Source organism: Labilibaculum sp. (assembly GCF_963664555.1).
Lineage (GTDB): Bacteria > Bacteroidota > Bacteroidia > Bacteroidales > Marinifilaceae > Labilibaculum.
In genome coordinates, this window is sequence record NZ_OY761461.1 from 1,505,723 (window position 1) to 1,519,411 (window position 13,689).

11 protein-coding genes are annotated in these 13,689 nt (G+C 37.0%); 9 read left to right on the top strand and 2 right to left on the bottom strand.

From position 1 onward, the window contains the following. Positions 1-102 precede the first annotated feature (102 nt). The 4 genes from ACKU4N_RS06085 to ACKU4N_RS06100 all read left to right on the top strand — a co-directional run bounded on the left by ACKU4N_RS06085 (position 103) and on the right by ACKU4N_RS06100 (position 7,915). Positions 103-3,045: a SusC/RagA family TonB-linked outer membrane protein gene (locus tag ACKU4N_RS06085; protein WP_321321611.1), complete on the top strand. Its 2,943-nt coding sequence runs from the start codon at positions 103-105 to the stop codon at positions 3,043-3,045. A 173-nt stretch (positions 3,046-3,218) separates the two neighbouring features. Continuing rightward, positions 3,219-4,808 (top strand): RagB/SusD family nutrient uptake outer membrane protein, encoded by a 1,590-nt coding sequence (locus ACKU4N_RS06090; protein ID WP_321321613.1) that lies wholly within the window; start codon positions 3,219-3,221, stop codon positions 4,806-4,808. A 15-nt stretch (positions 4,809-4,823) separates the two neighbouring features. Continuing rightward, positions 4,824-6,794, top strand: coding sequence for a DUF8037 domain-containing protein (locus tag ACKU4N_RS06095; RefSeq protein WP_321321615.1), 1,971 nt, complete (start codon positions 4,824-4,826; stop codon positions 6,792-6,794). 83 nt (positions 6,795-6,877) lie between these two features. Continuing rightward, a complete protein-coding gene (locus ACKU4N_RS06100; protein WP_321321616.1) occupies positions 6,878-7,915 on the top strand; it encodes a glycoside hydrolase family 53 protein in 1,038 nt (345 codons plus the stop codon). Between the two features lie 401 nt (positions 7,916-8,316). Here the strand turns inward: ACKU4N_RS06100 and ACKU4N_RS06105 are convergent, their stop codons facing one another. Both ACKU4N_RS06105 and ACKU4N_RS06110 read right to left on the bottom strand, forming a co-directional pair. Continuing rightward, complete coding sequence (locus ACKU4N_RS06105) at positions 8,317-9,279, bottom strand: IS3 family transposase (protein ID WP_321322746.1); 963 nt, start codon at positions 9,277-9,279, stop codon at positions 8,317-8,319. Beyond that, entirely contained in the window at positions 9,216-9,524 is a 309-nt protein-coding gene (locus tag ACKU4N_RS06110) for a transposase (RefSeq protein WP_321321618.1), read from the bottom strand. Before ACKU4N_RS06110 ends, ACKU4N_RS06105 begins: the two co-directional genes overlap by 64 nt. A 60-nt stretch (positions 9,525-9,584) precedes the next feature. Here ACKU4N_RS06110 and ACKU4N_RS06115 point away from each other — a divergent pair, with 60 nt between their 5' ends. The 5 genes from ACKU4N_RS06115 (at position 9,585) to ACKU4N_RS06135 (ending at position 13,651) form a co-directional block, all read left to right on the top strand. Next, positions 9,585-10,910 carry a hypothetical protein gene (locus ACKU4N_RS06115; protein ID WP_321321620.1) on the top strand — a complete coding sequence of 442 codons (1,326 nt, stop codon included), beginning with the start codon at positions 9,585-9,587 and terminating at the stop codon, positions 10,908-10,910. Positions 10,911-11,077: 167 nt separating this feature from the next. Next, positions 11,078-11,365: a helix-turn-helix domain-containing protein gene (locus tag ACKU4N_RS06120; protein WP_407937235.1), complete on the top strand. Its 288-nt coding sequence runs from the start codon at positions 11,078-11,080 to the stop codon at positions 11,363-11,365. 132 nt (positions 11,366-11,497) lie between these two features. Further along, the gene (locus tag ACKU4N_RS06125; protein ID WP_321321621.1) at positions 11,498-12,124 is read left to right on the top strand and encodes a BT4734/BF3469 family protein; all 627 of its coding nucleotides are present in this window, start codon (positions 11,498-11,500) and stop codon (positions 12,122-12,124) included. Continuing rightward, positions 12,108-12,491: a PriCT-2 domain-containing protein gene (locus ACKU4N_RS06130; RefSeq protein ID WP_321321624.1), complete on the top strand. Its 384-nt coding sequence runs from the start codon at positions 12,108-12,110 to the stop codon at positions 12,489-12,491. The genes ACKU4N_RS06125 and ACKU4N_RS06130 overlap by 17 nt, the downstream gene beginning before the upstream one ends. Then, positions 12,488-13,651 (top strand): VapE domain-containing protein, encoded by a 1,164-nt coding sequence (locus ACKU4N_RS06135; RefSeq protein WP_321321627.1) that lies wholly within the window; start codon positions 12,488-12,490, stop codon positions 13,649-13,651. Before ACKU4N_RS06130 ends, ACKU4N_RS06135 begins: the two co-directional genes overlap by 4 nt. The last annotated feature ends 38 nt before the right edge of the window (positions 13,652-13,689 follow it).

Consider the following 13,689-nt stretch of genomic DNA (forward strand, 5'->3'; position numbering starts at 1 on the left):
ACATTTTATATAGGAAATAGCATGAAGGGGATTGAGATTTTTCCTGTTTGTGCAAAGGTTTTCACAACTAATAGTTCGTTAATCTTTTAATAAAAATAAGACATGGAGAATAGTTTTAAACTACGTTTGGTTTCAATCATTCTGTTTTTGTGCTGTGGATTGGGTGCTTTTGCTCAACAAACTCAAATCAATGGCTTGGTTGTAGATGCCAAAACGAATGAGCCTGTTCCTGGAACGACAGTGATAGTGAAAGGCACTCAAAGGGGAAGTGTTAGCATGTTCGATGGTACTTTTACCATTGAGGCTAATCAATCGGAGGTGTTGGTGTTTTCATTTATCGGTTACTTAAGTCAGGAAGTAATGGTCAGCCCCGGGGCTAATTACAATATAAAGCTGCAATCTGATGTGGTGAATATGGATGAAGTGGTTGTTATTGGTTACGGTCAGCAAAAGAAAGGCGATTTAACCGGAGCTGTGTCGAATGTTTCATCCAAGGATTTTAATCAAGGCATTGTAAGTTCACCTGCTCAGTTAATTAACGGAAAGGTTTCCGGCGTTCAGATTCTCTCAGGAAGTGGTTCTCCAACATCGGGCAGTTCTATTCGCATTCGTGGCGGAGCTTCCTTAAATGCCAGCAACGATCCATTAATTGTTTTGGATGGGGTGCCTCTTGAAGCGGGAGGTATCAGTGGGAACAGCAATAACTTTTTAAGTCTGATTAATCCTAATGATATTGAAAGCATGACCGTACTGAAGGATGCATCATCAACGGCCATTTATGGTTCCAGGGCATCAAATGGGGTAATCATTATCACAACTAAAAAAGGTTCTAAAGATAAGATCAGAGTTAATTTTAACTCAACCAACTCATTGCAGGTTAAATCCAAACTGGCTGATATGTTATCAACAGCAGAATTTCGTAATGTAGTTCAGGGTGAGGGCAGTGATGCCCAAAGATCCTTGTTGGGTTCTAATGAAACAGATTGGAATGACCAGATATTTCAGCTTGCCTATGGAACCGATAACAATGTAAGTTTGTCAGGAGCTTTGGCAAATGTTCCTTATCGTTTTTCGGCTGGTTATTACAATCAGGATGGTATTTTAAAAACGGATAATGCACAAAGAACCACAGGAAATCTTTCTGTTTCACCATCTTTTTTTGAAGATCACTTAAAGGTGAATGTGGGGCTGAAAGGATCCTATAATAAAAATAGCTTTGCCAATACAGGAGCCATATGGGGTGCTTCTACCTACAACCCTACCGTTCCTGTTTACTCAGGAAATTCTGGTTTCGGAGGTTATAATGAGGCCATTGACGAAAATGGAAAACCGGTAACAGGAGCAGTATTAAATCCATTAGGCGTATTAAATCAGTATTCATCAACCAGTGAGGTGAGCCGTGTAATCGGAAATCTGGATATGGATTACAAGCTTCATTTTCTTCCTGATCTTAGATTGCATGCAACTTTAGGTTACGATTATGCAAAAGGTGAAGGAGAAATCTATGTCCCTGCAGATGCAGCTCAATATTACGTGACAAACGGACGTGATTATACGTATGGACCTCAAAAAAAAGAGAACAAATTAATTACAACTTATCTGAACTACAAAAAAGAATTTGAAAGCATACAAAGTAGGGTTGATGTAACATTGGGGTACGATTATCAGACTTGGAAGAGTACCACCAATGCTTATGAGGAAACGAATACCCTTGGTGTATCGCAAAGTTCGGTAGCTGCCGATGATCAGCGTCATGCTTTAATTTCTTACTACGGAAGGGTGAACTATTCTTTACAGGACAAATACATGTTAACGGCTACTGTTCGTCAGGACGGAACTTCCCGCTTTAGCAGTGATAACCGTTGGGGTACTTTCCCATCTGTTGCACTGGCCTGGCGATTATCCGAAGAATCTTTTCTGGATGGAATCGATCTTTTAAGCAATTTGAAATTGAGAACCAGCTTTGGAATCACCGGACAACAGGAAGGAATAGGGAATTACAGCTATTTACCTGTTTATACGATCAGCCAAAATGGTGCTCAGTATATTTTTGGTAATTCTACGGTTAATACTTATCGCCCCGAAGCTTATGTATCCGATTTAAAATGGGAGTTGACAAAAGCTTATAATTATGGCGTTGATTTTGGATTTTTCAACAATCGTTTATCAGGATCTGTTGAGTATTATACACGTAAAACAGAAGATTTGTTAGCTACTGTTCCTTCGCCTGCCGGAACCAATTTCGATAAAAGAATATTAACCAATGTCGGCAATGTGGATAGTAAAGGTGTTGAGTTATCGATTAATGTTACTCCTGTTGATAACGAAGACTGGACCTGGGATTTTAGTTGTAATGCCAGCTGGCAAAAGCAAACTATTAAAAACTTGTCCATAATACCAGGAACACAAATTTCGAACACTTCGGTAGGATCAACTATCGATAGCTACTATTTTCAGGTGTTAACGGAAGGTTATGCCCCAAATATGTTTTACGTATACCATCAGTTGTACGACGAAACAGGAAAACCAATTGAAGGTGCATTTGCTGATTTAAACAATGATGGAACTATTAATTCGGGCGATTTATACCGTTATCACTCGCCATCGCCTGATTATATTTTAGGTTTCAGTACATCGCTGCGCTATAAAAAATGGAATCTGAGTACCAGTCTTCGTTCCAGTATTAATAATTATGTATACAATGGACTGTCAATGAATGCAGGGGCATACGGAACCATGTCATATAATTCATATCAGTTAAATAATCTTCATAAAAGCTATTTGGAAACTGGTTTCCAAAGTCGTCAGTATTTGTCTGATTACTATGTGGAAAATGCGTCTTTTATTAAGATGGATAATATTTCCTTAGGATATAATTTTGGAAGCATAAAGAATTTGTTTAATCTGAATATGACAGCTATGGTTCAAAATGTATTCACCATCACTAAATATTCAGGTGTCGATCCGGAGATTTCAGGAGGGATAGACCAGTCTTTCTATCCTCGTCCGAGAATTTTTTCGCTAAGCTTAGGCATCGATTTTTAAAGTAAGTCTAAGGTGAAAGCAATAAGCAATTTTAAACACACTGAAAAATTGAGACTAAAATTATGAAACGTCCATGCCAAAGCGCTTTTGACATAAAGGGGGATAATTATCCCAGCAGGGTAATCCCGAAAGCTTTCGGGACCATATGGCAAAAAAAAACAAATTATAATCATATGAAAAAGTTAATCAATATATTCCTGGTAACCGTTGTTTTACTTCATACCGCTTGCACGGATGAATTAAATCAATATCCGAATGTTGAAGAAACCTCAAAAACGGTTTATTCGGATCCGGCTAATTATATTTCGGCACTGGCTAAATGTTATTCCTCATTTGTTACGGCCGGTCAGGAAAAAGGAGGAGGTGATGCAGATCTAAGCAGTAATAATGGTTACGATTATATGCGTTGTTATTTTAATGTTCAGGAGGCTGGAACAGATGAACTGGGCTCCACCTGGATAGAAGGTGATAATATTGGTGATTTAAGCTTTCTGAGCTGGGATGCCAATGATCCTTGGGTAGCCGACATGTATTACAGATGTTATTATTCGATATCACTTTGCAACGAGTTTCTGAAAAATGCTTCTGACAGTAAAATTTCGGCTTTCACCGAAGAGGAGCAGGCGGAAATCAAATCATATCGTGAAGAAGCCAGGTTTCTTCGTGCCATGGCTTACTCTCACGCAATCGACTTGTTTCACGATGTTCCTTTTGCTGATGAATCGGTAATTGGTAGTTCAAAATTGCCTGAAGAGATAAAAGCTCCTAAATTATTTGATTTTTTGGTTACCGAATTAAAAGATTGCAGCGAAGGCATGCATGATGTAGATGCCTGTGAATACGGACATGCACCCCGGGCAGCCGCCTGGATGCTGTTATCAAGATTGTATCTGAATGCTGAGGTATATGAGGCAGGAACAAAATATGATTCGTGCATGATTTACAGTCAAAAAGTGATTGATGAAGGTTATGCTTTGGAATCTGATTACAGCAAATTGTTTAATGCCGATAATCATTTGCGTGTAGGTAGAGGTAATGAAATAATTTTTCCCTTGGTTGTTGATGGAACAAGTGTATTGTCATGGGGAGCTACTACTTATTTGGTTTGCGGGGAAGTGGATACGGATTATGGTGCTGTAGCCTCAGAAGTAGGTTGTACGCTTGCCTGGAGTATGTTTCGCATCAGAGGCGAAGTTCCTGCACTTTTTGATCTGGAGAATGACAACCGGGCTATGTTTTATACCGAAGGACAAAATCAGTATATGGAAAATGGCATAGATGATAGAACCGGAGGTTACTTTGTTCAAAAATGGAGCAATTTAACCGATGCCGGAGAGCCGGCGACCAATACCACCAGCGATGGAGTAAACACCGATTTTCCAATGTTTCGTTTGGCTGATGCCTACCTGATGTATGCTGAGTCTGCTGCTCGTTCTGGGAAGGATATGGCTACCGCATTAAGCTATGTAAATGATTTAAGAAGTCATAGAAATGCAGCTTCGGTGAGTGAAAGTGAATTAATTGCAACTTCCGACGGTATTCCATACAAATTTTTTCTTGATGAACGAGCCAGAGAGCTTTATTGGGAGTGCGTTCGCAGAACAGATTTGGTGCGGTTTGGATGCTTTACCGGTAATAAATACATCTGGCAATGGAAAGGTGGGGTTAAAGATGGAAAGGCTGTGAATGATAAGTACAATATCTATCCAATTCCAAGTGCCGAGCTTTCTGCAAATCCGAATTTATCTAACGATGATTATTAAAAAACAGAATAAGTTATGAAGAAATTAATCATATTTCTGGCGGTAAGTTGCTCAGCATTATTTACTGCCTGCGAAAAAGACGGAGACGAGATTTTCGTTTCAGGGCTTACTTCATCAAAGCTGCAAACAAGTGAATCTGATATTGTTTTATCTCAGGAAACCAAGGATGCACCTATGCTGGCTTTAACTTGGAATGAAAGTGAGCTAAGTATTAGTAGTACGGTTGTGAGCCTGCCTGATAATATCCCATCTGCCGCAATTGAGATTTCTGCCTCTGAGGATTTTAAAACATATCAAACCATAAAGCCAGAGAGCAATATCTACTCTTTTACCGGAGGTGAATTGAATACTATGGCAAAGAATTTTGCTTACACTCCGGATGTTAGTACTCCTATGTATTTCAGAGTCAATTTCGCTTATAGCGGTAATACAGATCCTTATTACAGTAATGTGATTGCTGTGAACATCACCAGCTATTCTATTGATATGTCAAAAGCTTTTGTGCTTGATAAAGACAAAGCAGATACAGGTTTTGTATTGTATGCTCCTGAAAGTGATGGTGAATATTCTGGTTTTATTGGAACTACTGCCTGGAGTAACTGGTTCTTAAAAGAAGGAGACGGAAGCCTTTGGGGCAATGAAGGTGCTGATGGTAAAGAATTTTTGATGTCCTCGGACGAAAGCTCCATGTGGAATTTCTGGTATCCGGGTTTTGGTGGATGTTACTATACAACAGCAAGTACATCATCAAAAGAATGGACAGCAACTTATATTCCTAACCTGACTGTAAGCGGTGATGTAAGTGCCGAAATGACTTTTGTAAAATCGGAAGTGAAATGGTATGTGTCAGTAAGCACCGCAAAAGATAATGCAGTGGTGAAAGTCAGCTGTTCTGATGCTAAACTCTATAATTTCTCCACTGCAACGAATGATGATGCCGCTATTAGCAAAGAGATTGGTTTTATTGCTGATGCCAATGGTGGATTGACCTTTGATATGTTGACTGCATCTGCCGGCGATATTACTTTTGGAACAGCCGGCGATTATACTTTAACTTTTTATTTGTCGGATCCACTCAACCTGCATTATGAGATAACAGCAGGTGCAACGGAAGAGGTAAAACCACTTAGCGGGTATTTGTATCTTCCCGGTGTTGATGATGGCATTTCAGGATCCTGGACATTCGACAACTACCTGCGTTTATTGAGCGAAGAGGATTCTACATTTGCAGGGGTGATAAATGTGAATTCATTGTGGGGCTATAATATGTCTCTAGAAAAGGACAATTGGAATGATGTTTACAAGATGGGCGATACAGAAGGAACATTGGAATTTCAGGGAGCCAATAATATTACTGCTCCGGATCCGGGATTGTATTTGATTCAGACCGATTTGAAGAACCTGACTTACAGTCATACCGAAGTAACCAGCTTAAGTTATGCAGGCTTTAATGATGATTGGAGTCTGGTACAGATGACAGCTGAAGAGGTTGATGGAGTCTACTCAGGCAGTGTAACGATTAATGCCACCTCCGAATATGGAGCTAAATTATATTTAAATGGTGGATGGGATTATTTTTATGGTGGTGAAAGCGGAAACTTAAGTTTGGGAGCCAATGGCATTACAGATGATGCTTCTATAGCAACAGGAATTTACGACTTGATTGCCAATATTATAAATCAAACCTATGTGTTTTTAGGTGATGAGGTTTATGTTACCGGATTAAATGATGTTTGGGACTTTACCTCTGTTGTATTAACGAAAGCATCTGCCGGAGTATATACCGGAACAGCAATCATTAGTGCAGATTCACCTTATGGAATGGCCATTCATTTAGATCAGTCATGGAACCGTTATTATGGAGGTTCTTTTGACTCTATGAGTTATTTGGGGGCTAACATGACAGAGGTTCAAAGTCTGGCAAACGGAACATATAATATAACTGTAGATTTTATTCACAATACCTGTTCTTTTGAAGTGCAGTAATAATGAAAATGAGGTATTCTGTTTTTTTACAATTCAGAAAAATTAGAATACCTCTGTTTTTTAACTAAACGGATATTCCAACAATGAAAATTCAAAAAATTACAATATTGCTGTTCAGTTTTATTTTTCTTTTTGTTTCATGTGACAACAATGATGACAACAAGACTTCAACAGAGAAACCTGTGGTAGAAGATATGAGTGGTTTTGCTAAAGGTGCCGATGTAAGCTGGTTAACAGAGATGGAGAGTGAAGATATTTCATTTTATGATGCAGAAGGAAACAAAACGGAATGCATGAGTCTTTTAAAAAGTCTAGGGATGAATTCTATCCGCTTACGGGTTTGGGTAAATCCAACAGACGGATGGTGTAATAAAACCGATATGTTGGTTAAAGCCAAACGTGCCAACGATTTGGGGATGCGTATTTTGGTTGATTTTCACTACAGCGATTCCTGGGCTGATCCTTCCAAACAAAACAAGCCGGCAAGTTGGGAAGATCTGTCTTTTGATGATTTGTGCCTTGCTGTAAAAGATCATACCACTGAAGTCCTAACTGCACTTAACAACTGGGGAATTGCCCCGGAATGGGTTCAGGTAGGCAATGAAACAGGCAATGGTATGCTTTGGAGTGATGGAAGAGCAGATGAAAATATGGAGCAGTATGCAAGCCTTACTAATTATGGATATGATGCTGTAAAAGCTGTTTTTCCGGAGGCAAAAGTTATTGTACATGTACAGGAGGGAAATAAGAATTTAAAGTTTAGATGGTTGTTTGATGGCTTGAAAAATAATGGCGGGAAGTGGGATGTGATTGGCATGTCCTTGTACCCGGAGTCGGATACCTGGCAAAGCATGAACGACGATTTAATAAGCAATATAAATGACATGGTCAGCCGTTATGCTTGTGAGATCATGATTTGCGAGACAGGCATGAACTGGGACGGGGAGGATGCAGCATATAACTTTCTTTCAGATCTGATTACAAGAACCAAATTAAATGATAGTTGTTTAGGGGTTTTTTATTGGGAACCACAATGTTACAATGGATGGAAAGAATACCAAAAAGGAGCTTTTGATGAGGCTGGTTATCCAACAAAAGCTATGGATGCTTTTAGCAAATAAGATGAAATAAATAGGTGAAAAATAAAAAAAAAGACTGTAAATCAATTGATTTACAGTCTTTTGGGTTAGGATGATTCCTAAAATGCGGAGAGAGAGGATCTTGAACCATCCCTATCTCGTATGCTGTAATACAATGCTTTAGCCTTGTAAACAATTTTTCACTACACCGAATTATGTAACTACTTGATTGCTTTGCTTTTTATCAAAATGTCCTCGTTTGCGAGTGATTCAAAGATATAAAAAATGTTCAGAATGCACCGCATTTTATTAGTTTTGTCAACTTAATAAAAATTTAAAGGAATAGTATGAGGTGTTTTGACCCCTGATATCCTAGAGTTTTATTCTATTTTTTAATTTTCATTTTTATAGAGCGATTTAGGCTCTGTCAAAATTTAGTATTACTAAGCTATTTTCTCTAGCTTTTTAATTAAATGCTGATCCTGCTTCCACTTTTCATTTGGAGTAATTCTCCCAAGTAAACCATGTAATCTTTCACTATTATAGAATGGCACATATCTTTTTATAATCTGCTGTATTTCACCGAAAGTACGATAATCGACTCTGTCAAAGATATCTCTCTTTAAAGTACCATGATATGCTTCAATATGCGCATTTTCTTCAGGTGTTGCCACGTGAGTAAATTCTTGTTCAAACCCGACTAAATGAATGTAATCTCTCACATTACGAGCAATAAACTGACTTCCATTATCAGATCTGATTATCAGAGATTCTGGAGTTGGATATTCATCGACAATTGTTGATAATAATTCAATCACCTCTTTTTGCTTTACATTGAATGCAAAAGTATAACCTAATATTTTTCTAGTATGAACATCAATTATCGATAAAAGATAAGCGTTCTTTCCCATATTGGGAATCCAAATCATCTTGATATCCATTTCAAGACACTCCATAGGATGGCTTGTGTGAACCTTCCTAAATCTTACGAACTTGCGCCCACCACCACTTCTTTTAATTCTTGAATTAGGCTTTAAAAGTCCTGTATTACTCATTATTCTGTACACTTTCTTGTGATTGATGTTATAACCCTTACGCTGAAGATACTTTGTCATTATTCGATAACCACAATCAATAAACTCATGCTCCAATACGCCTTTTATAGCTTCTACAACAGTCCTTTCTTCAACCAGGCCATCGTTACTATGCTTGGTTTGCTTGCTAGGCAAAACACCTTTTCTGCCATTTAACTTCTCTTTATAGTAATAACTACTCTCAGAGAGTCCTACATACTTTAACAAATCTTTGATACTTGCAGTATATTTTTCGAAGAAACGATCTACTAGATTTTTCTTGGATCGTCTGTTCCAAACTTTTTTTTTAGAAGCTCTTTCTGAATTTCCAATTCTATTTCCCGGTCTGCTAAAAGCTTGCGTAGAATCCGAATCTCTTCCTCAGCTTTCTTCATCTCTGGACTGCTGTTATCATATTTAACTCTTAAGCCAGCTTCTCCCTTAGTATCGAACTTCTTTTTCCAATTATAGAAAGCTCCTGTACTAACATTGTACTTTCTACAAACTTCTACAACATTACCAGTTTCTGCCTCGCTTAAAATGGCTAGTTTTTCTTCTAATGTCCAACGTCTTTTCATACCCTAAATTTAACTGTTTTAAATCTGAAATTTTACTCCAGTCTTTTTCGGGGCTAAACTATGAGGGATGAATTTGAATATTTAGAGAGGTTGTTTTACGACACTTATGAAAAAATTGAGAATGAAGATGAAATCTCTATAGTATTTTTGAATAAAGATATTTGTGAAAAGTTAAAATATGAGTTCGATAAAATCAAGAAAATATATTTTGACATTGCAGGACAAGGTAAATCTCGTGAAGCAGTTCAATCTATGTTTGAATTTAGGGCAAAGAGACTGTTAAGTTTTAAAACAAGAATTGAATGTTGTCTAAAATCTGCTCTCGAAGATTTAATAATTTTCCAAATAAACTATGATAGCTATGACTATTATGCGAATCTTCTTGTTGCCTATGAGGGAGTTGTAGGTTTGCTGAAATTTATTACTGTTAAGTTATTTGTATCTCTTAATGATATTTTAGAAGACGAAAGTTTAATTTTAAGATATAAGAGTATTGATGAGACGAAAGTGGAGGTATGGCGTGAAGAATTCTTTAAAAGTTTTTCGCTTGGAAATGATCACGTGCTTTTTGATAGTGTAATGTTTGAAGCTAGCGAATATGCTGATTCTCCTCTTAATTCACTTTCTGATGTCCAAAGTGAACCAAAGGATAAAGAAATTGGAAAAGATGATATAGTAAAGGATTTTACGTCTTTTCAAGATTTCGTAAGAGATGTAAAGTCTCAGGTTTACATAAATTTGTATGATTCTAATAGGACTTATTCGTTCATCCAAAAGCCCTTGAAGGTGTTAGATAGTTTGTTAGACACTACAGATAATCTTGTTCAAGAAGAGGAGGTGTTAAATTTTCTAATCGAGACAAATATTGCATCCGCAGAGACTTATGCTTATAGTGTTGAGTATCTTAACAAATCTTTATCCGGCAAGAATGAGAAAGAACGATATGAGGTTTTGATAGCTTTTAAAAAACGACTTTACACTTTAAAGGACAGCCCTACTTATAGAAAACATCATTTGTCGAATATTATGACTTTGGTTGATGTTACTTTGGATAAATTGATAGCATTTATTGAGGACAAACTAAAGAATTACGACAGCACTTTATTGAATAGCATGAGCAGTTCAAATGGTTTTGGAAAGGTTAAGTCCAATTTAACGGTGTCGCAAATGGCTCTGTTTTTCCGATTGCTTTGCGATGAGAATATCTTACAAACTGATAATATCACAAAATTATCCAAGCAAATAGCATCAAGTTTTTCTTCAAAGCAAAAAGATGATATTAGTTATAAATCGGTAAAGAATAATTTTGACAGTCCGCAAAATGAAGCGATTGAATTTTGGGAGACTAAATTGGTTCGTTTGCGTCAATTGTTGAATAAATACTAAATAAAAATATGTGAATTATCATGCAGATAATCAGTGAGCTTACTGAGGGTTGTACAAGTTAGTTGCAACCCTTTTTTTTGCTTTGTCCTGCCTATGTTTGCTACCGAAACGATCTACCGGCGCCAGATAGATTTGATTTTTATTAATTAACTCTAAATTTCAATATTATGGAAGTAGTAACAATGAGCAGTGATGCTTTTCTAAAGATAAACTCGCAATTAAGAAGCATGGAAGAAGCTGTTGAAAAATTAAGTAGAAAACACTTTTATCCATTAGAAGAAAGATGGCTCGACAATCAGGAAGTTTGTCAAACACTTCTTATCAGCAAACGAACACTTCAGACCTATCGTGATAACGGTACTTTAGCCTTTTCTCAAATTGGCTCTAAGATCTACTATAAAAGTTCAGATATCGAAGCTCATTTGAACAAACATTACGTGAAATCCTTTAGGTAAACCTTTCTTAAAAGGAATCTTCTTTTCCTTTAAAATAATCGGATTGTATGGCATAGACTTAATATGCTGTGAAGTGGTAATGCTTTGCAAACAGGATAACTATGCCCTAATCTTTCTAAAAAATGAAATAATATGACACCAAATTTAAGTGGTAAAATAAACGGTTATCTAGATACTGAATATCTAGATAACCAGATGAAAATAAAGTTACCTGAGTTTAGCTTCTTTAAAAAGCCCATATCTAATACCAAGCCATACAGGACAATTAATGTTCTAGATGCTTATACGCTAATAAAAGGACATTGGAATATTGAACGAACTCAGACCTTACGACAAATCAAAGATATTGAAGAAGCCAGAGCCTTTAAAGCAAGCCAGTTCAACTATGTCTGTTTCTCAGGGGTATTTACTAAAAGGAGTGAGAAATATTTTCAACATCATTCAGGCTTGATGGTGTTGGACTTTGATCATTTGCCGGATGTGGATGGAGTTAAAAAGAGCTTACTAGCTGATGAGAGCTTGGAAACGGTTCTTTTGTTCCGTTCTCCATCGGGTGATGGATTAAAATGGGTGATTGCTATCGATATCAGCTTGATGGATCACAAGAACTATTTTAAGGCTGTGAGCAATTACTTGAAACAAACTTATCGAATAGAAGTTGATGCTTCGGGAAAAGACCTTGCACGTGCATGCTTTCTGCCATATGATCCTCAGGTTTATATAAACCCTAACTATTTGAGTCATGAAAAAGGCATTTAATCCACATGCATGGTTAGAGGCGAACAACAAACCACGAACTGTCCGTTGCAAATCACCAACAACTACGATTGTTGGTGACTTGCTCACAAATGTTGAACAATTAACACAATTGATTGAATCATGTAGTATAGATATCACTCAAGGTTATGAAACTTGGAGGAATATTGGGTTTAGCCTTTCAGAGTCCTTAGGAGAAACAGGACGTAATTACTTTCACAGAATAAGCCGTTTGAATCCTGATTATAATCGTGAGAAGTGCGATAAACAATATTCAAATTGTTTGAAAAGCAGGGGTGGAGGTATAACTCTTGCAACTCTTTTTTGGATAGCTAAAACTCATGGTGTACTGATAAAAAACAGGATATGACAACTGAAAATACTGAGAAGAAGAGTGAAATAGCTCCTAAGAAAACAATTGCAAATAAGTTCAGCTTAACAGAGGAATATCTGAATGAACGTTATTTGCTTAGAAATAACATTATCAGTCTTGACATAGAGATTCGAAAGAAAGAAGCTTCTAAATGGCGGATACTATGTGAAAATTCACTTTATATAGAATTGCAGAAAGAAGGTATCAATATCAGTATTGCAAACCTTTTGGCTCTTTTAAAATCGGATTTTGTACCCGATTACAATCCATTCGAAAGTTATTTTTCCAATCTTCCGGAGTGGGATGGGATTGATCATATCGGAAATCTAGCTTCATATGTTCACACCAACGATCAAGCTTCTTTTGAATTACATTTTCGCAAGTGGATGGTTCGGGTTATCAAAACAGCAATTGATCCTAGATTTTTTAACAAGCAAGCTTTAATATTTGTTCACGATAAGCAGAACAGCGGGAAATCAACTTTCTGTAGGTTTCTATGTCCGCCAACTTTGGGGGATTATATCTCCGAGAACATATCGATTGATAAAGACAGCCGTATTGCTCTGGCAACAAATATCCTGATCAATCTGGATGAATTGGCAACCCTTTCACGAAGAGATATCAATAGTCTAAAGGCACTCTTTTCAAAGGAAAAGATCAACGATAGGTTACCCTATGAACGAAAGGCTTCGGTGATTCCCAGAAGATGTAGTTTTATTGGTTCCACCAATGAAATGGAGTTTCTGATGGATGAAACAGGATCTGTTCGCTGGCTGTGTTTTGAGATTGAAAAAATAGATTGGGAATATTCGAAGAAGATTGATATTGATTTGGTCTATGCTCAGGCTTACCATCTTGTGAAAACCAAGTTTGACTGTAATTTATCATTGGACGAGATTAACGAGAATGAAAGCAGAAATCAGGCATTTCAAATTCTATCGGAAGAAAGACAGTTAATTCAAAAACACTTTACACATGATGAAACAGAAGATCCTAATTCGTTTCGGACTGCAACCGATATCAAGACGAAACTTAGCCAGATGTTGAATATTAACTATCTGAATGTTGTGAAAATTGGTAAAGCTTTAAAACAGATTGATATTCCCAAGAAGAAACTAAATGGAGTTTATGGTTATTATCTGGATTCAAAAATTTAGTTTTTTCACGTTTTCTTCTTACCCTCTTACCCTGACTG